Below are 19,289 nucleotides of genomic sequence, written 5' to 3' on the forward strand. Positions count from 1 at the left end.
TTTGATTTGGAATTTTCCTATTAAGTTTTTGTTAATTTCTTTGAAGCAGACCAGAAGTTAAATAAGTTAGAGATTGAACATAAGAGTTTGATCCTGGCTCAGATTGAACGCTGGCGGCATGCTTTACACATGCAAGTCGGACGGCAGCACGAGTACTTGTACTTGGTGGCGAGTGGCGAACGGGTGAGTAATGCATTGGAACGTACCGAGTAGTGGGGGATAACTAGTCGAAAGATTAGCTAATACCGCATACGTCTTGAGAGAGAAAGCAGGGGATCTTCGGACCTTGCGCTATTTGAGCGGCCAATGTCTGATTAGCTAGTTGGTGGGGTAAAGGCCTACCAAGGCGACGATCAGTAGCGGGTCTGAGAGGATGATCCGCCACACTGGGACTGAGACACGGCCCAGACTCCTACGGGAGGCAGCAGTGGGGAATTTTGGACAATGGGGGCAACCCTGATCCAGCCATGCCGCGTGTCTGAAGAAGGCCTTCGGGTTGTAAAGGACTTTTGTCAGGGAAGAAAAGGCGATTGCTAATATCAGTTGCTGATGACGGTACCTGAAGAATAAGCACCGGCTAACTACGTGCCAGCAGCCGCGGTAATACGTAGGGTGCGAGCGTTAATCGGAATTACTGGGCGTAAAGCGAGCGCAGACGGTTTGTTAAGTCAGATGTGAAATCCCCGAGCTCAACTTGGGAACGGCGTTTGAAACTGGCAAGCTAGAGTATGTCAGAGGGGGGTAGAATTCCACGTGTAGCAGTGAAATGCGTAGAGATGTGGAGGAATACCGATGGCGAAGGCAGCCTCCTGGGATAATACTGACGTTCATGCTCGAAAGCGTGGGTAGCAAACAGGATTAGATACCCTGGTAGTCCACGCCCTAAACGATGTCAATTAGCTGTTGGTGCACTTGATGCATTAGTAGCGTAGCTAACGCGTGAAATTGACCGCCTGGGGAGTACGGTCGCAAGATTAAAACTCAAAGGAATTGACGGGGACCCGCACAAGCGGTGGATGATGTGGATTAATTCGATGCAACGCGAAGAACCTTACCTGGTCTTGACATGTACGGAAGAGCGTAGAGATATGCTTGTGCCTTCGGGAGCCGTAACACAGGTGCTGCATGGCTGTCGTCAGCTCGTGTCGTGAGATGTTGGGTTAAGTCCCGCAACGAGCGCAACCCTTGTCATTAGTTGCCATCATTTAGTTGGGCACTCTAATGAGACTGCCGGTGACAAACCGGAGGAAGGTGGGGATGACGTCAAGTCCTCATGGCCCTTATGACCAGGGCTTCACACGTCATACAATGGTCGGTACAGAGGGTAGCCAAGCCGCGAGGTGGAGCCAATCCCAGAAAACCGATCGTAGTCCGGATTGCACTCTGCAACTCGAGTGCATGAAGTCGGAATCGCTAGTAATCGCAGGTCAGCATACTGCGGTGAATACGTTCCCGGGTCTTGTACACACCGCCCGTCACACCATGGGAGCGGGGGATACCAGAATTGGGTAGGGTAACCGCAAGGAGCCCGCTTAACACGGTATGCTTCGTGACTGGGGTGAAGTCGTAACAAGGTAGCCGTAGGGGAACCTGCGGCTGGATCACCTCCTTTCTAGAGAAAAGAAGAGATTATTAGGTACTCACACTTATCGGTAATCAGAAGATGCAAGGATGATTAAACAGAAGTTTAAGAGTCAAAAGTACATGGGTTTGTAGCTCAGGTGGTTAGAGCACACGCTTGATAAGCGTGGGGTCGTAGGTTCAAGTCCTACCAGACCCACCAGTTGCAGCACAGGAATACTGGGGGCATAGCTCAGTTGGTAGAGCACCTGCTTTGCAAGCAGGGGGTCATCGGTTCGATCCCGTTTGCCTCCACCAAGATTAAATAAAATGAAATTGCAAATTAAAGCGAGTTTGTGTAGAATGAATAGTTTGCTTGTTTTAATTTGCAATTTCCTGACAAAGTCGGGAAATGATTGCATCGATCTTTAACAAATTGGAAAGCCGAAATCAACAAACAAAGACAAAGCAATCTTTAAATATAGAAATGAAAGATTGTGCGAATTTGGGTGATGATTGTATCAAGTAGTTTGTGAAACACAAAAGGCACAAACTACTCACAACAAAGCAGTAAGCTTTATTGTTTGAGAATTTAAGTAAAGATTGGTAGTCAACGCCAGTTTTTGCAAAGTCAGAGGTTCTTCAAATGATAGAGTCAAGTGAATAAGTGCATCAGGTGGATGCCTTGGCGATGATAGGCGATGAAGGACGTGTAAGCCTGCGAAAAGCGCGGAGAAGCTGGCAAAAAAGCAATGATACCGCGATGTCCGAATGGGGAAACCCACTGTACTTGTACAGTATCCCAGTCTGAATACATAGGACTGGTGAAGCGAACCGGGAGAACTGAACCATCTAAGTACCCCGAGGAAAAGAAATCAACCGAGATTCCGTAAGTAGTGGCGAGCGAACACGGAGCAGCCTGTGCGTGATAATTGATGCGTTAGGAGAAGGACTTGGAAAAGTCCGCCATAGTGGGTGATAGCCCCGTATCCGAAAACACATTAATGGTACTAAGCGCACGACAAGTAGGGCGGGACACGTGAAATCCTGTCTGAATATGGGGGGACCATCCTCCAAGGCTAAATACTCATCATCGACCGATAGTGAACCAGTACCGTGAGGGAAAGGCGAAAAGAACCCCGGGAGGGGAGTGAAATAGAACCTGAAACCTGATGCATACAAACAGTGGGAGCACCTTTATGGTGTGACTGCGTACCTTTTGTATAATGGGTCAACGACTTACATTCAGTAGCGAGCTTAACCGAGTAGGGGAGGCGTAGGGAAACCGAGTCTTAATAGGGCGCATAGTTGCTGGGTGTAGACCCGAAACCGAGTGATCTATCCATGGCCAGGATGAAGGTGCGGTAAAACGCATTGGAGGTCCGAACCCACGCATGTTGCAAAATGCGGGGATGAGCTGTGGATAGGGGTGAAAGGCTAAACAAACTCGGAGATAGCTGGTTCTCCCCGAAAACTATTTAGGTAGTGCCTCATGTATCACTTCTGGGGGTAAAGCACTGTTATGGCTAGGGGGTCATTGCGACTTACCAACCCATTGCAAACTCAGAATACCAGAAAGTGCAATCATGGGAGACAGACATCGGGTGCTAACGTCCGGTGTCAAGAGGGAAACAACCCAGACCGCCAGCTAAGGTCCCAAATGACAGATTAAGTGGTAAACGAAGTGGGAAGGCACAGACAGCCAGGATGTTGGCTTAGAAGCAGCCATCATTTAAAGAAAGCGTAATAGCTCACTGGTCGAGTCTTCCTGCGCGGAAGATGTAACGGGGCTCAAATCTGTAACCGAAGCTGCGGATGCTTTTAAAGCATGGTAGGGGAGCGTTCTGTAAGCCTGTGAAGGCGGCTTGTAAAGGCTGCTGGAGGTATCAGAAGTGCGAATGTTGACATGAGTAGCGATAAAGCGGGTGAAAAGCCCGCTCGCCGAAAGCCCAAGGTTTCCTACGCAACGTTCATCGGCGTAGGGTGAGTCGGCCCCTAAGGCGAGGCAGAAATGCGTAGTCGATGGGAAACGGGTTAATATTCCCGTACTTTGATTCAATGCGATGTGGGGACGGAGAAGGTTATGCTAGCAAACTGTTGGAATAGTTTGTTTAAGCCAGTAGGTGGAAAGAGTAGGCAAATCCGCTCTTTCTTAACACCGAGACGTGATGACGAGTAACTACGGTTACGAAGTAGCAAATACCACGCTTCCAGGAAAAGCCACTAAGCTTCAGTTGAATCAGAACCGTACCGCAAACCGACACAGGTGGGCAGGATGAGAATTCTAAGGCGCTTGAGAGAACTCGGGAGAAGGAACTCGGCAAATTGATACCGTAACTTCGGGAGAAGGTATGCCCTGTAAGGTTAAGGACTTGCTCCGTAAGCCAATCAGGGTCGCAGAGAATCGGTGGCTGCGACTGTTTATTAAAAACACAGCACTCTGCTAACACGAAAGTGGACGTATAGGGTGTGACGCCTGCCCGGTGCTGGAAGGTTAATTGAAGATGTGCAAGCATCGGATCGAAGCCCCAGTAAACGGCGGCCGTAACTATAACGGTCCTAAGGTAGCGAAATTCCTTGTCGGGTAAGTTCCGACCCGCACGAATGGCGTAACGATGGCCACACTGTCTCCTCCCGAGACTCAGCGAAGTTGAAATGGTTGTGAAGATGCAATCTCCCCGCTGCTAGACGGAAAGACCCCGTGAACCTTTACTGTAGCTTTGCATTGGACTTTGAAGTCACTTGTGTAGGATAGGTGGGAGGCTTAGAAGCAGAGACGCCAGTTTCTGTGGAGCCGTCCTTGAAATACCACCCTGGTGGCTTTGAGGTTCTAACCCAGACCCGTAATCCGGGTCGGGGACCGTGCATGGTAGGCAGTTTGACTGGGGCGGTCTCCTCCCAAAGAGTAACGGAGGAGTTCGAAGGTTACCTAGGTCCGGTCGGAAATCGGACTGATAGTGCAATGGCAAAAGGTAGCTTAACTGCGAGACCGACAAGTCGAGCAGGTGCGAAAGCAGGACATAGTGATCCGGTGGTTCTGAATGGAAGGGCCATCGCTCAACGGATAAAAGGTACTCCGGGGATAACAGGCTGATTCCGCCCAAGAGTCCATATCGACGGCGGAGTTTGGCACCTCGATGTCGGCTCATCACATCCTGGGGCTGTAGTCGGTCCCAAGGGTATGGCTGTTCGCCATTTAAAGTGGTACGTGAGCTGGGTTTAAAACGTCGTGAGACAGTTTGGTCCCTATCTGCAGTGGGCGTTGGAAGTTTGACGGGGGCTGCTCCTAGTACGAGAGGACCGGAGTGGACGAACCTCTGGTGTACCGGTTGTTTCGCCAGAAGCATAGCCGGGTAGCTAAGTTCGGAAGAGATAAGCGCTGAAAGCATCTAAGCGCGAAACTCGCCCAAAGATGAGACTTCCCCTGCGATTTAACCGCATTGAAGGGTCGTTGTAGACCACAACGTTGATAGGTCGGGTGTGGAAGCGCAGTAATGCGTGCAGCTAACCGATACTAATTGCCCGTAAGGCTTGACTCTATCATTTGAAGGACTTTGAAAATAGAAAAACTGAAATCAAAGTAAACAAAAATGAAAATAAAGCTTACTGATGACTCAGTCATCACCAAAAACAAATACCAAAGATAAAGGCTTTCCAGTTTGACAGTTTATGTTTGGCGACCATAGCGGTTTGGCACCACTCCTTCCCATCTCGAACAGGACAGTGAAACGAACTAGCGCCGATGATAGTATAGTCCCTATGCGAAAGTAGGTCATCGCCAAACTCTTAATCCTAACCCCCTAGCTCACATAGTGCTAGGGGGTTTATCTTTTTATCAGTATGAAGTAATTTGTCAGAGTGGAAATCAATTATAGTCAATTCAAAATAAAATAGTACAATACCCTATTTTCTAGGATTTAAAAATGGCACATTCAACATTCAACTGAACTGCGAAATAAAGCATTAAATTATTATGAACAATGCAAAAATATCAGTAAAGTTTCCCAAGCTTACCAAATATCCAGAAATACACTCTACCTATGGATACGCTTAAAAGAGCAAACAGGCAGCTTAAATCATCAAGTAAAGGGACAAAATGCCAATAAATTAAACAGTCAAAAATTGGCTGAATATGTGCAACAACACCCTGATGCTTATTTATATGAAATAGCTGAACATTTTCATTGTTCAAAATCAGCCATTTTTTATGCACTCAAAAGAATGGGTATCACGCGTAAAAAAAGACCACCACATACAAAGAACAAGACCTAAATAAAGTAAAGCATTATTTAAATCAACTGGCTGAATTTTTTGATTATCAGCATGTTTATTTGGATGAAACAGGATTTGATACTTACTTGTTTCGTCCTTATGCGCGTAGTCCAAAGGGACAGGTCATCAAAGCCCAAATCAGTGGTAAAAAGTACCAACGTTTATCGCTTGTTGCCGCACAAATCGGCAATAAACTGATTGCACCAATGATTTATCAAAACACAATGACCAGTGCTTTTTTTGAAACATGGTTTGAGCAATGTTACCTGTAGAAATAAGAAATCTGTCATTATTTTAGATAATGCACGATTTCATCGTATGGGTATTTTGCGTGAAATGGCGCACAAATGGGGGCATAAAATTTTGCCGCTTGCGCCTTATTCACCAAAGCTTAATCCCATAGAACAAACATGGGCAAACATTAAGAGATATATGCGAACCATGTTACCTTGTGGAAGGCATTTTACTGATACGTTAGTGTCCTATTCTTATTTTAACTGACTATATTTTGTTTATTTATTTACTCTTCATTTTCCTCAATTTGTTTACCTGTTTTATTCATATTATCTTTTACTTTATCTGCACGTTCTACAGCTTTATCTTTGATTTGATTAATTTGTGCAGCGGCTGCATCGCTGGCTTTGTCAGCTTTGTTGCATGCACCTAATAATATGGCAGTAAGTAGGATAGCAATTTGTTTCATGGTTTTCTTTCTAAAAATTATCAAATAAATATAGATTATAACTGATTTTGCTTGTAGTTTTAATCGATATCATCATCCGTTTGGCGATGTGCACGTGGGTGTGTTTGGTCGTACACTTGTGCCAAATGGTCAAAATCCAATTTGGTGTAGATTTGTGTGCTGGATAAATTTTCGTGTCCCAGCAAATCTTGTACGGCGCGTAAATCTTGCGATGCTTGCAGCAAATGTCCTGCAAAGCTGTGGCGCAACATATGTGGGCTGATGTGTTGCAGATTATTGTGTTGCGGCGCCCATCTTTCCAGCCGTTTGGCGATTTGGCGGCTGCCGATGCGCTGTCCATGTTGTGTGGTAAACAAGGCAGTTTCATTTTCGGCAGCGGGACGCACCGCCAGCCAGTTTTGCAATGCGATGATGCTTTTTTGTGTCAGCGGTACTTGGCGTTGTTTGCGCCCTTTGCCGATGACGTTGAGCCAGCCATTTGTCAAGAAAATATTGTCCAGATTCAGGCTGCATAATTCGGCTAAACGTAAACCACTGCCGTAAAATAATTCTACGACCGCTTGGTCGCGTAAATCCAATAATTTTGGCGAATCGGGCATTTGATTGAGTGCGATGTTCAACGTTTCTTGGTCTATGGCACGAGGCAAACGTTGGGGGATTTTCGGGGCTTTAAGATGTTGAGTTGGATTGTTTTTCAGGCTGCCTATGCGTTGTAAATAGGCGCAATATTGCCGCCATGCGGAACATTTGCGTGATAAGGTGGCTGCGCTGACACCGCGTTGCGACAGTTGTTTGAGTGCGGCGGTGAAATCGTGGCGTGTGGGCTGCTCGGTGGCAGGTAATAATGTGGTAAGTTCGCGTAAATCGTTTTCGTAGGCGAGTAGGGTGTGTGGCGAACGTTGGCGTTGTTTTTGCTCGGTAAGATAGGCAGCAAGATGTGTTAAAAAAGGGTGGTTAGACATGATAAAAATTAAGATAAAAGGCAGCCTGAAAGGTTTTCAGGCTGCCTTACATTACACGACAATTTTTTGAAATAACCACGAATCTGTTCCCTCCCCCGTCAGCGGGTGAGGGGGCAAATTTCAGATAATATTAAAGATTTGTGTCGTGTATTGTAAGGCTGCCTGAAATTGGGTTTATGCTTGTTGTTTGGCTGCCCATTCGCTTGGTGTGGCGGCAACGCTGATAGACAGCGCGTGTAATTCATTGCTGGCTAATTTTTCTGCCAAGCCATCTTTAATCAGGCGATGGCGCGCTAAACGTGCTTTGCCTTCAAATGATGACGAAATAATTTTGGCGAAAAAATGATGTCCATCGCCTTCCACTTCAATGTGTTCACAAGGGGTTACGGCGGCAATCAGTTCTTTGACTTGTTCGGGGGATAACATGGTTTTTGTGTCTTTCAAAATAAAATAAACGCAGATTTTAACATTTTCAGGCTGCTTTTGGATTAGCTTGCTTGTATTTTATGGTGTTTTTTGCGTAACAAGCGCATGACTATGCCACTATTGATGCCAAATAAGATGGAAATCAAATACCATACGCCGCAAAATAAAATAATGGTTGGGCCTGATGGAATATTGGCTGGATGATGATAGGACAGCAATAATCCTGCATAACCGCAAATTAACGCGCCTAATGCGGAGACAAACATTAATGCGCCCATATTGCGTACCCATAATCGTGCGGAAATGGCGGGCAACATCATCAAACCAACCGACATTAATGTGCCAAGTGCTTGAAATCCTGCCACTAAATTCATCACCACCAACACCAAAAAGGCAACGTGCCACAAGCCGCCACGTCCATTAACGGCGCGTAAAAATAAGGGGTCTATGCTTTCCATCATCAAGGGGCGGAACATGATTGCCAGCGCGATGATGGTTAAACTGGCGACACCGCCCATCAATCGCAATGAAGTCAAATCTACTGCTAAAACCGAGCCGAACAGCAAATGTAATAATTCTACACTGTTGCTGCCCAAGCTGACTAAAATCACGCCGATTGCCAAGCTGCTCAAATAAAATGCGGCGAAGTTGGCATCTTCTTTTAATTCGGTGAAACGGCTGACCAAGCCTGCAAAAAACGCCATTAACATACCTGCGATAAAACCGCCTAAACTCATGGCGGGTAAACTTAAACCTGCAATCATGTAGCCAATCGCTGCACCTGGTAAAACGGCGTGGCTCAATGCATCGCCGATTAAGCTCATGCGGCGCATGACGAGAAATACGCCTACCAGTGATGCGGATAGGGCAAGGAATACGACTGACGCCAATGCGTATCGCATAAAAGAAAATTCGGTAAATGGGGCAATAAGGTATTCGTATAAAGACATGGTTTAAAATGAAAAGGCAGCCTGAAAAGGTGGATTATACCGTTTCAGGCTGCCTTTGTTACAGAATAACATTAAATTTAATTGTGTTATCTGATGTTTGCGTGTGTTTTTTGAAAATATGGTTTATTTTTGTGTGATATGGCGTTTCAGGCTGCCTATTTAACAATAAGAGTCTTCGCGAGCATTAGGCATCATAATCCATAATATCAAATAAACGAGAATACCAGGAACAGCAACGCTGGCACAGGAAATAATGACGAATAGTAGACGTAACATGGTGGGCGACCAGCCTAAATATTCGGCAAAACCGCCCATTACACCAGCAATCATGCGATGCTGATAAGAACGATGCAGCTTAACTAATCTTGCCATGTGATGATTCTCCAAAGTGGGGTTGATGATGCGTATATGGAGATGAAAGTTGGAATTTCAATGATTTTAACGACAAATCCGCCGCTGATAATAATGGTCGTAATAGCACTCTCTGCGTGGATATTCGCGGATGATAACGGTAGGTGGAGTGGGTTCGCTGATGTTCACAATTGTGCCAGCAGGTGCGTTTACGGTTACAGTTTTATGGACAGTAGTTTGCGTTTGCATGGGTAAATCCAGCGCGGCAAAACGACCATCGGGGCTTTCGGCATAGACACAACCACCGAGTATCAATAAGGTGGATAAAATCAGTAAAGGTTTCATTTTCAGGCTGCTTGTTTGAAAAAAGTTTAGTGAATAATAGTAGGTGTATCCATGGCAGCAAGCCATTCTTGACGATAACGTTGTAGTTCGTCAAATTGTTCAAATTCGTGCGTTAGACCTTGTGCGGTAATTTCGTCTAGCAAATCTGATAATAAATCAATAGGTTCAATTTCTGTGCCAAACAAATCTTTATCAAATGCCACGCCAACTAATTTAGCATCTGCGTCCATATCCAATAAAATTTCATTCATAAATTCGTCCAAAGAAAACGTTGCGAGTGCAAAATTTTCCCATTCTTCTTGTTGGCAAGCGAGTGCATCAGTTTCGCTGTTCCAAAAACACCAAACGGCAATTGGTTGCCCTAGTTCGTCATAATATTCCTCCGATGGACATTCGGCGAAAAAATCTTCGCGGTCTTGCAAAGAATATACCAAACGTGTACGAACGGTGTGTTGGATAAAATGAGTATAGCGTGGGTCAATGTCGGTTTCTTGCATGATAGTCTCCACAGGGTAGGTTATAGTAAATTAAAATCAGAAATCTGCTTCGTTGTCCACGCCCTTATGTACTATTTGTACACGGCGAGCGTGGTTGCCTTGCATCTTTTTTATTTTACTTCACCATATTTTCAGGCTGCCTGAAAAATAAATAGCATCATAACAAAAAACACCAAGTTGTTGTAATAACGACTTGGTGTTTATTGAGGACGTAAAGTGTAAAATGTTTCGCCTTCTTCAATATAATGCATTTCGGTGCGAGCGATTTCTGATAAGGCTTCAAACCCATTTTGTAAATCATTCACTTCGGCACGAAGTACAGCATTTTGTAGGCGTAAGGTTTCATTTTGTTGTTTAATGGCATCCGCTTGTGCTTGCATTTTTGCATATTGCAGACGCAAACCTCCACCTTGGTGTATCCAAATTTGGTATTGCAAACTACATAATGCTAATACCATAGCCCATGTTATCCATTTCATTTTGTTATCTTTTAATTTATCTAGATAGGGCAGCCTGAAAATTTATTCGGATATTTTCAGGCTGCCTATTCAAATAATCAAATCAGTTGATTATTTTTTCAGTTGATAAAATGCTTTTTTGCCAGGGTAGTAAGCTGCAGAACCCAACTCTTCTTCAATGCGCAATAATTGATTGTATTTCGCCATGCGGTCTGAACGGCTCAATGAACCTGTTTTGATTTGCATACAGTTCGTTGCAACTGCCAAGTCAGCAATGGTGCTGTCTTCGGTCTCACCTGAACGATGGCTCATTACGCTAGTGTAGCAATTACGTTTTGCCAAATCTACTGCGCTCAATGTTTCGCTCAATGTACCGATTTGGTTCACTTTAACCAACAATGCGTTTGCTACGCCTTGTTCAATACCTTGTGCCAAGATTTTTGGATTGGTAACAAATAAGTCATCACCTACCAATTGAACTTTACCGCCCAGTTTTTCAGTCAGATATTTCCAACCTGCCCAGTCGTTTTCATCCATACCATCTTCAATGGAAATGATAGGGTATTTAGCGACCAAACCTGCCAAATATTCAGCAAATTCTTTGCTGGTATATGCTTTACCTTCGGCTTCCAAATGATATTTACCATCTTTGTAGAATTCGCTAGATGCGCAGTCCATGGCAAACAAAACATCTTCGCCTGCTTTGTAACCTGCTTTTTCAGTGGCTTCAACCATCAATTGCAAAGCTTCTTCATGGCTGTTCAAATTGGGTGCAAAACCACCTTCATCGCCCACCGTTGTTGGGAAACCTTTGCTGTCGCACAATTTTTTCAAGGCGTGGAAGATTTCTGCGCCACAACGCAAAGCTTCGCGGAAACTTTCTGCACCCACAGGCATAATCATAAATTCTTGAATATTCAAGCTATTGTTTGCGTGTTCGCCACCGTTAATCACGTTCATCATAGGAACAGGCAAAGCCATTGGACCTGCACCACCCAAATAACGATACAAAGGCAAACCAGCATCTTCTGCTGCGGCACGTGCTACTGCCAAAGAAACTGCCAAAGTTGCATTCGCACCCAAATTACCTTTATTTTCTGTGCCGTCCAAATCCAGCATGATTTGGTCAATATAGGCTTGTTCAGAGGCATCAATACCAATCAAGGCGCTGGCGATTTCGTTGTTCACATGTTCAACCGCTTTTAATACGCCTTTGCCCAAATAACGAGATTTGTCGCCATCGCGCAATTCCAAGGCTTCTTTTTGACCAGTAGATGCACCGCTTGGTACAGCTGCGCGACCCATCACGCCACTTTCCAATAATACATCACATTCAACAGTTGGGTTACCGCGTGAATCCAAAATTTCACGGGCGAAAATATCAATAATTGCGCTCATGCTTTGCTCCGTAGTGAGAAAATTAATGTGGGAAGATTAAGATGTAGGATTATAACGTGTTTGTGAACTTTGGTGGGCAAAATTCAATAAAAGGCAGCCTGAAAATTATTTTTTAGCTTTCAGTTCAATGATTTTGTTAGCTTTTTCTCGTGCTACGCAACGAATGAATAGAGCGAAACTACCCATTTGCCCCAATGCGCTGGCAAAGGCAAATAAAAAAGCAGCAATACCAAATTGTTTTTCAGGCTGCGTTTTCAAGGAAATAAGATAACTGCCTGCGGTAATGAGTGCAATAAATAATAAGGAAAACAATAGGGTTAGGGTCAAAAAAACATTGCGTTTGCTCATGGCGATTATCTTGTTGTCAATAGTTAAAATTATGAAAAAGCGTTTCAGGCAGCCTGAAAGCTACATGAAACGCTTTATTTTGTATTGTTTACATCATCATCATTACCCAGTAAAACAGTTGCACAATTAATACAATCAATGCGGAAAGTGTAGCGATTGTCCAATTCATTTCATTGGTTACTGCAACGGGTTGCATTTGGGTCTGTGTTGCTGTTTGCGTAGCAGAATCGGGTTGAGTGTTATTCACGGAAGTCGTGTTTTGACCATCGCCCAAAAGTGTAAAAACTAAACTATCTGTATGAATCGTAATATTATTTTGTTGCCCATCTTGGCGTAATTCTGAGGATTGATTGTCATCATCTGCCTTTTCTTTGACTGTTACTTGTGGTAATTGTGAAGCTACGCTATCACGGTCTAGTAAAGTAAAAGCAAAAGGTTGTCCTTGTGCAGCAGTGGCATCAGCAAACATTTGTGCCACATTTTGCGCTTTAGGAATGCGATAAGATAAAGGTTGTTGCTGTGTTTTCAGGCTGCTTAATTCTGAAACGGTTTTATATAAAGGATTGCGTGGTTTTTCTTCTGCTGGTTGGGATGGTGTAGAGTTAACGCCATCATCATCTAAATCAGCAAAATCATCAAACATGTTTTTCAGAGAATCATCTACATCTGGTATGAGTGGAGGATTATCATCTACTTCTTCAAACATTAAAGCATCATTTGGGCGCGGAGTATTGGCAGATTCACGACGTGGCGTAGGTTCTGGTGCTTCTGGACGTGGTTTTTCAGTGGATGCAACAGGTTTCTTTTTTGCTTTTTTAACTAAATGAAACACGAAGCCACAAGAAGGGCATGATGCACGTCCTTTTGTTTGATTCAAAATTTCTGTATTTAACAGTAAAGAATTCTTGCATTCGGGGCAACTTACTTTAATTTCACTCATAATCTTGTGTCTCTAAAATCCTGATTTGAATTTGTGTTCGCATTCAGCGCTTTACACCACTTAAACACGCCCAGCCATTATCAGTAACAGCAGGTGCAAGGTCAAACCATTGCGCATAAATTTCGCTCATTTCATCAATTTGTTCTGCTAAAATACCTGATAAAACAATGCGTCCGCCTGTTTTGGTACGTCCTGCCAGTATTTCGCCCAATAGACGTAAAGGATTGGCTAAAATATTGGCAACGACAATGTCAAATTGTCCTTCTGGTAATTCTTTTGGCTGGTAAAAGGCAGCCTGAACATGATTTTGTTGGGCATTATCGTTGCTGGCTTTGATGGCTTGTGGGTCAATATCTACACCTGTTGCGTTACTTGCGCCTATTTTTAAAGCAGCAATGGCTAAAATACCTGAACCGCAGCCGTAATCCAATACGCTTTCACCACCTTGAATATGATTGTCCAGCCACTGTAAGCATAAATGTGTAGTTGGATGGCTGCCTGTACCGAATGCTAAACCGGGGTCTAAACGCAAATTAATGGCATCAGAATCGGGCGTATCGTGCCATGTTGGTGTAATCCACAGGCGGTCGGAAATTTTAATTGGGTCAAATTGTGATTGGGTTAAACGTACCCAGTCTTGTTCTTCCAAAGCATCCAACGTGTATTCCGGCTGAGTTAAGCCAATTTCAGCGGCGGCATCTGCAATAATACTTGCCACATCAGCCTGTTCGTCAAACAATGCCACAATCACACTTTCTTGCCAAAGTTGTTGTTGAGGCATATCGGGTTCACCAAAAATAGGCTGTTCATTGTCTGTGCCAGCAAAGGCATCTTCAATCGCGGTGGAAAGTGCACCGTAACTCATTAAGGCATCGGAAAAAGGTTCGGCAATTTCTTCTTTTACAGGGATACTGGCTTGCTGGTAAGACATAATCAAATAATATATTGGAAGATAAAGTGGCGCATTTTAACATTTTTTTGCGGATTTGTTGAATTTTAACAAGATGATTTGGATTTTCAGGCTGCCTATTTTCAGGCTGCTTATTTATCTGCATCAAAAGGCAGCCTGAAAAGCATTAGTAAACATAAAAATGGCTTGCCATTCGTAGGTTTAGTGTTTAAAATAGCTCGTTTTTACAAATTCATCTATCCCCATTCAGGAGTAATATTTATGGCAAATAGCGCACAAGCACGCAAACGCGCCCGTCAATCTTTGAAAAACCGCGCTCACAACGCTAGCTTGCGTACTGCATTTCGTACAGCTGTGAAAAAAGTATTGAAAGCTGTTGAAGCAGGTGATAAAGCGGCTGCACAAGAAGTGTTCCGTCAATCTACTAAAGTTTTGGATCGCATCGCTGATAAAGGCGTGTTCCACAAAAACAAAGCAGCACGTCATAAAAGCCGTTTGTCTGCAAAAGTTAAAGCAATGGCTTAATTATTTTGCTGATAAAAACCCCTATCTCAATCAAGTGGTAGGGGTTTTTATTATATCTACAAGCATGGAGTGGTAAAAAAAACCGACAGATTATAGCCTTTTGAAATTAACACAAACAGTGTTTCCAGCTCTCTTATGTACGACTTGTACACGGCAGTTGCTGTCGCCTTGTTTGCATTAATTTGCAATGACTATGAAAATTTTTGCTAAAATATTTTTGGTATTTTTTTGTAATGCGATTTAATCCATTTGTAAGGATTGGTGCTTATGCTTTTTTCACAAATTCAGATTTTAAATTCATTGGTGTTCCATCAATTTTGCAACCAATATTATGGTCGCCTTCTTGCAAGCGAATGCCTTTTACTTTGGTACCTTGCTTAATTACCATACTGCTGCCTTTTACTTTCAAATCTTTAATTAAAACAACAGTATCACCATTAGATAATGGTGTGCCATTGGCATCTTTGACTACCGTGATTTCTTCGGTAACAACTTCGGTTTCCTGCCATTCGTGAGCGCATTCTGGACAAACTAATTGGCTGCCATCATGATAGGTTAAATTGGAATGGCATTGTGGGCAATTTGGATAAGTCATTATTTTTCCTTGTTTAAATATTAAAAAAGAATTTTTCAGGCTGCCTTATCAATAGGCAGCCTGAAAAATTGGGTATTATAAATTTTGGCTAAACCAGCGGCGCAGTTTCCCCATTTTGCTACGATTATCTGGGAAAACAATATCGCTTATTTGCAGGCTTTCCAGATACGCCCAATCGTCTTCATCAATTTTATCTTTTAAAAAGAATTGAATATCAGCAATGGCATAACCTGCCGCTTCTACCATATTTATCAGTAAAACCAATTCGGTTTTCGCCAAATCTGCTACAAACATACTTTGTGGACGAATTACAAAGATTGTCGGTTTATTTCTATCTACCAGATTGCTGTTTTTTAAGGCAGCCTGAAAAATTTCTGCCGCTGAAGTCTCATCATCAATCACTACGCGATGATGCGAAAATGGGCATTGTTTCATCAAATCGTTAGCAGAACCGACTCGCAAAGTGGTCGGCATTTTAAAACTTTCGCGTGAAGCAATATTTATCAGTTCAATCATGCCTGCGGAGAGCGCAACCAAAATCACAGGGATAGATGGCGCAAGTGGCTCGGCAATTTGGCGATTGCTGCGATGTGGCACAATATTTGTTTTTTTCATCAGAATGTGTATCCTGTTTGCAATTCTTCATCGCCCACCAATTCCAATAATAATTGGTACAAAGGTGCCAATTCCACATAACGGCGCGATGTGCGACGCAAATAATTTAAAAAACGTGGGATTTCGGGGCGATATTTGTCTTTGCCATCACGATACCATAATCGCGCAAAAATCCCTGCTACTTTCAAATGTCGCTGCACGCCCATGTATTCAAACCAGCGATAAAATTCGTCAAATTGTTCTGGCACGGGCAATTTGGCAGCGCGTGCTTTTTCCCAATAACGAATCACCAAATCCAGCACAAATTCTTCTTCCCATTCAATAAACGCATCGCGTAATAGAGAAACTAAATCGTAAGTGATAGCACCATAAAGCGCGTCTTGGAAATCTAAAACACCAGGGCGGTCGTTGGTCAGCATTAAATTGCGGACGATGAAATCACGATGGACATAAACTTTGGGCTGTTTTTCAATTTCAGGCAGCAAAACATCAATGGTTTGTTGCCATAATTTGCGTTGGGCAAAATTTAACTCGCGCCCCAATTCTTTGGCGACAAACCATTCTGGAAACAGATTGATTTCGCGTAATAAAGTGGCGTGGTCGTATTCGGGTAATTGATTGGGCTGACTGGCTTGTTGTAATTCAATTAGCGTGTCAATCGCTTCCAACAACAAGGCTTTGTGTGCGGCTAAATCGTTGGGGTGCAGCAACATGGCTTTGAGATATTGCACATCGCCTAAATCATTCAGCACGACAAAACCGTGTTCCAAATCTTTTGCCAGCACGGTGGGGACATTCAAATGCGAAAATAAATCGCGTACTTTCAAATAATTGGAGACACTTTCGCGCATTTTTTCGGGTGGCGCGTCCATGCAAATCACGCTGCTACCATCGACAAATGTGGCGCGAAAATAGCGGCGGAAATCGGCATCGGCTGCGGCAAAGGATAATTCAAAATTTTGGTTGGGATACACGCTTGCCAACCAGTTTTTTAATAAGGTTTCTCGTTCAATCATATTGTGTTGCGCGGTTTTCGGTTAAAATGTGCGTTATTTTAACTTCAATCTGTTGCAAGGTGTGATTTTGTCTCGTTTATTTGTAAGTAAACCCATGGTAATGGCATTGGGATTGGCTTTTTCAGGCAGCGTGTCAGCCGCTTCGGACACGTGGAGCGAAGATGCGCCTGCTTTGTGTCATGAACCTAATACGCAACAAACCAAAACACATGCGGTTGCGCCTGCGAAAAAAAGTGGCGAACCCAAATTGGGACAAGATGTTACACGCATCGTGTCCGACAAAGCTTTGGGGCAAACCAATGTACGTCATCGTGCTGAAGGTGATGTGATTGTTGAGCGCAATGATGAAGTTTTGAACGCAGAATGGGTGGATTATGACCAGCAAACAGAAACGGTGGTTGCTGGCGATAAATTTAAGCTGACTCGTGCTGATGGTCAAACGGTGGAGGGTGAAAAACTGCATTATGATTTGAAAAATAGTCAAGGCTCGGCAGAAAATGCGGAATTTGAAGCCAATCACGAAGGTCGCCGTTTACAGGGTGTGGGCGGTCATATTGTAATGGAGAATAAGAAGAATTATAAAATTCAAGATGTAAAATTTAATACCTGTAACCCTGGTGATAAATCTTGGTATATTCAGGCTGCCTCATTAAAAGCCAATAATGATACGGGAATTGGCGTGGCGGAACACGCGAAATTGGTATTTGGTGGTGTGCCGATATTGTACGCACCTTGGGTAGATTTTCCGATTGACGGTAATCGCAAAAGTGGTTTTTTGGTGCCAACAGTCAAAACAGGTTCGGATGGTTTGCAAGTTGAGTTGCCGTATTACATGAATCTTGCGCCCAATTATGATGCAACTGTTGCACCAGGGTTCATTGCCGACCGAGGTGCAACTTTGGCAGGTGAATTTCGCTACAAACAACCCAAATATTCAGGCAGCCTGAATGCCAATTATATGCCACATGATAGAGAACGTAAGCGTAATAATCGTTATAGCGTGAATATCAAACACAATCATCAATTTACCAATGAATTATCAGGTGGTGTGGATTTTAATCAAGCATCGGATGATTATTATTACCAAGATTTTTCTGGACGCAATGAAATTGCAGAAAATGTGAATCTTGACCGCAAAGCATGGCTCAATTACAACACACTACTATTTGGTGAAACTTTATCCGCACAATTATTGGTACAAAAACATCAAACTTTGCGTGATGCCAATGGCAATAAAGATGAACCGTATGCTATTTTGCCGCGTTTATCTGCCAACTGGAACAAGCAAATTGGTAATGGTAATTTAGACGTGTGGACACAAATCACACGTTTTGAGCACGATAGTAAACAAAATGGTATTCGCGCCATTGTTTATCCTAGCATCAAATGGGATTTTCACAATCAATGGGGTTATGTGCGTCCCAAAATTGGTGTACACGCCACACGTTATGCTTTGGATGAATATGGCAGCCTGAAAAGCCGCAATGCTTCGCGTATTTTGCCGATTATCAATGTAGATAGTGGCATCACACTAGAACGCGAAACTTCGTTGATGAATCTGTTCGGTGGCAAACGGTTTGTGCAAACGCTAGAACCACGCTTATTTTACAATTATATACCCAGCAAATCTCAAAACGACTTGCCTGTGTTTGATACCATTGCCAACAGCAATTTCAGTTATGACCAACTATTCCGCGAAAATATCTACACAGGACACGACCGCATCAATTCTAGTAATAGTTTGTCCACAGGTTTGCAAACGCGCATTTTAGACAGATTTTCGGGCGAAGAATTTTTCCGTGCTGGCATGGGACAGAAATATTATTTTACCGATGATAATGTGTTGCTTAACGGTACGATTGGGCAACATCCGCGCAGTCGCAGTGATTTTGTTGCATTTGCTGGCGGTCGCGTTGCATCAAATTGGTGGGCAGATGCGCATTGGCATTGGAATGAAAGTAGTCGCAAAACCGAAAATTTAGATTTGGGTGTTCGCTATAATCCCGAGGCAGGAAAAGTGGTTAGCGTTCGTTTTAAATCAGGGCGAAACGAGGAAATTTATTCTGGTTTTTATGATAAATTGCGCCACATTGACATTGGCGCACAATGGCCAATTACCCCCAATTTATATGCAGTTGGGCGATTGGATTACAGCATTTCGCCACGCGCAGTGCTAGAACAAACATTGGGTTTTGAATACCGCAATCCTTGTGGTTGTTGGAGTGCTAGTTTCGTTGGACAACGGTACATCAGCGCGTTGAATAAACACAAAACGGCGTTCTTCTTCACGTTGCAACTGAAAGATTTGAGCAATATTGGTAATAATCCATACGAAACGTTACGCTTGAGTATTCCAGGGTACACTAAAACAAACGATGTAAACAGTAACAAAAACAATATCTTATTTACGAGGTAATC

At 43.4% G+C, this 19,289-nt stretch carries 17 protein-coding genes, 2 tRNA genes, 3 rRNA genes and 1 pseudogene; 8 read left to right on the forward strand and 15 right to left on the reverse strand.

What is annotated here, in order from left to right:
• The first annotated feature begins 75 nt into the window (after positions 1 to 75).
• The 6 genes and pseudogenes from MIS45_RS02660 to MIS45_RS02685 all read left to right on the forward strand — a co-directional run bounded on the left by MIS45_RS02660 (position 76) and on the right by MIS45_RS02685 (position 6,333).
• Positions 76 to 1,612 (forward strand): 16S ribosomal RNA (locus MIS45_RS02660).
• A gap of 94 nt (positions 1,613 to 1,706) precedes the next feature.
• Positions 1,707 to 1,783, forward strand: a tRNA-Ile gene (locus MIS45_RS02665).
• 19 nt (positions 1,784 to 1,802) lie between these two features.
• Positions 1,803 to 1,878 (forward strand) — tRNA-Ala (locus MIS45_RS02670).
• Between the two features lie 335 nt (positions 1,879 to 2,213).
• A 23S ribosomal RNA gene (locus tag MIS45_RS02675) occupies positions 2,214 to 5,099 on the forward strand.
• A gap of 133 nt (positions 5,100 to 5,232) precedes the next feature.
• Positions 5,233 to 5,344: ribosomal RNA gene (rrf, locus tag MIS45_RS02680) — 5S ribosomal RNA — on the forward strand.
• The 16S, 23S and 5S rRNA genes sit together here with 2 tRNA genes alongside, the layout of an rRNA operon.
• A gap of 146 nt (positions 5,345 to 5,490) precedes the next feature.
• A pseudogene (locus tag MIS45_RS02685) lies at positions 5,491 to 6,333 on the forward strand (IS630 family transposase).
• A gap of 19 nt (positions 6,334 to 6,352) precedes the next feature.
• On the opposite strand, the gene MIS45_RS02690 reads toward MIS45_RS02685, so the two are convergent.
• From MIS45_RS02690 to prmA, 12 genes are all read right to left on the reverse strand, one after another.
• Positions 6,353 to 6,535, reverse strand: coding sequence for a hypothetical protein (locus MIS45_RS02690; RefSeq protein WP_249444511.1), 183 nt, complete (start codon positions 6,533 to 6,535; stop codon positions 6,353 to 6,355).
• A gap of 59 nt (positions 6,536 to 6,594) precedes the next feature.
• Entirely contained in the window at positions 6,595 to 7,497 is a 903-nt protein-coding gene (locus tag MIS45_RS02695; RefSeq protein WP_249450915.1) for a tyrosine-type recombinase/integrase, read from the reverse strand.
• A gap of 174 nt (positions 7,498 to 7,671) precedes the next feature.
• The gene (locus MIS45_RS02700; RefSeq protein WP_249443104.1) at positions 7,672 to 7,923 is read right to left on the reverse strand and encodes a BolA family protein; all 252 of its coding nucleotides are present in this window, start codon (positions 7,921 to 7,923) and stop codon (positions 7,672 to 7,674) included.
• A gap of 62 nt (positions 7,924 to 7,985) precedes the next feature.
• Positions 7,986 to 8,873 carry a metal ABC transporter permease gene (locus tag MIS45_RS02705; RefSeq protein WP_249443105.1) on the reverse strand — a complete coding sequence of 296 codons (888 nt, stop codon included), beginning with the start codon at positions 8,871 to 8,873 and terminating at the stop codon, positions 7,986 to 7,988.
• Between the two features lie 159 nt (positions 8,874 to 9,032).
• A complete protein-coding gene (locus tag MIS45_RS02710) occupies positions 9,033 to 9,245 on the reverse strand; it encodes a PspC domain-containing protein (protein WP_249443106.1) in 213 nt (70 codons plus the stop codon).
• 66 nt (positions 9,246 to 9,311) lie between these two features.
• Positions 9,312 to 9,569, reverse strand: coding sequence for a spore coat-associated protein camelysin (locus MIS45_RS02715; RefSeq protein WP_249443107.1), 258 nt, complete (start codon positions 9,567 to 9,569; stop codon positions 9,312 to 9,314).
• A 26-nt stretch (positions 9,570 to 9,595) separates the two neighbouring features.
• Positions 9,596 to 10,066 carry a DUF2750 domain-containing protein gene (locus tag MIS45_RS02720; protein ID WP_249443108.1) on the reverse strand — a complete coding sequence of 157 codons (471 nt, stop codon included), beginning with the start codon at positions 10,064 to 10,066 and terminating at the stop codon, positions 9,596 to 9,598.
• A 200-nt stretch (positions 10,067 to 10,266) separates the two neighbouring features.
• Complete coding sequence (locus tag MIS45_RS02725) at positions 10,267 to 10,545, reverse strand: FtsB family cell division protein (protein ID WP_249444514.1); 279 nt, start codon at positions 10,543 to 10,545, stop codon at positions 10,267 to 10,269.
• Positions 10,546 to 10,635: 90 nt separating this feature from the next.
• Positions 10,636 to 11,922 carry a phosphopyruvate hydratase gene (gene eno / locus MIS45_RS02730; RefSeq protein WP_249450916.1) on the reverse strand — a complete coding sequence of 429 codons (1,287 nt, stop codon included), beginning with the start codon at positions 11,920 to 11,922 and terminating at the stop codon, positions 10,636 to 10,638.
• Between the two features lie 105 nt (positions 11,923 to 12,027).
• Positions 12,028 to 12,270, reverse strand: coding sequence for an NGO_0222 family membrane protein (locus tag MIS45_RS02735; protein WP_249443111.1), 243 nt, complete (start codon positions 12,268 to 12,270; stop codon positions 12,028 to 12,030).
• 88 nt (positions 12,271 to 12,358) lie between these two features.
• The gene (locus MIS45_RS02740) at positions 12,359 to 13,210 is read right to left on the reverse strand and encodes a hypothetical protein (RefSeq protein ID WP_249447250.1); all 852 of its coding nucleotides are present in this window, start codon (positions 13,208 to 13,210) and stop codon (positions 12,359 to 12,361) included.
• Positions 13,211 to 13,253: 43 nt separating this feature from the next.
• The gene (gene prmA, locus MIS45_RS02745; RefSeq protein ID WP_249450917.1) at positions 13,254 to 14,141 is read right to left on the reverse strand and encodes a 50S ribosomal protein L11 methyltransferase; all 888 of its coding nucleotides are present in this window, start codon (positions 14,139 to 14,141) and stop codon (positions 13,254 to 13,256) included.
• A 240-nt stretch (positions 14,142 to 14,381) separates the two neighbouring features.
• On the opposite strand from prmA, the gene rpsT reads away from it, so the two are divergent.
• Positions 14,382 to 14,645 carry a 30S ribosomal protein S20 gene (rpsT, locus tag MIS45_RS02750; protein WP_249444517.1) on the forward strand — a complete coding sequence of 88 codons (264 nt, stop codon included), beginning with the start codon at positions 14,382 to 14,384 and terminating at the stop codon, positions 14,643 to 14,645.
• 265 nt (positions 14,646 to 14,910) lie between these two features.
• On the opposite strand, the gene MIS45_RS02755 is transcribed toward rpsT, so the two are convergent.
• The 3 genes from MIS45_RS02755 to amgK form a co-directional block, all read right to left on the reverse strand.
• Positions 14,911 to 15,240, reverse strand: a complete 330-nt coding sequence (locus MIS45_RS02755) for a zinc ribbon domain-containing protein YjdM (RefSeq protein ID WP_249443115.1) — start codon at positions 15,238 to 15,240, stop codon at positions 14,911 to 14,913.
• 75 nt (positions 15,241 to 15,315) lie between these two features.
• A complete protein-coding gene (locus tag MIS45_RS02760; RefSeq protein ID WP_249450918.1) occupies positions 15,316 to 15,855 on the reverse strand; it encodes a hypothetical protein in 540 nt (179 codons plus the stop codon).
• A complete protein-coding gene (gene amgK / locus MIS45_RS02765; protein ID WP_249451325.1) occupies positions 15,855 to 16,868 on the reverse strand; it encodes an N-acetylmuramate/N-acetylglucosamine kinase AmgK in 1,014 nt (337 codons plus the stop codon). The genes MIS45_RS02760 and amgK overlap by 1 nt, the downstream gene beginning before the upstream one ends.
• A gap of 97 nt (positions 16,869 to 16,965) precedes the next feature.
• Between amgK and MIS45_RS02770 the strand changes: the two genes are divergently transcribed.
• Positions 16,966 to 19,287 (forward strand): LPS-assembly protein LptD, encoded by a 2,322-nt coding sequence (locus MIS45_RS02770; RefSeq protein WP_430472164.1) that lies wholly within the window; start codon positions 16,966 to 16,968, stop codon positions 19,285 to 19,287.
• Positions 19,288 to 19,289: the final 2 nt, after the last annotated feature.

Origin of the sequence: Wielerella bovis (genome assembly GCF_022354465.1) — a bacterium.
Classification (GTDB): domain Bacteria; phylum Pseudomonadota; class Gammaproteobacteria; order Burkholderiales; family Neisseriaceae; genus Wielerella; species Wielerella bovis.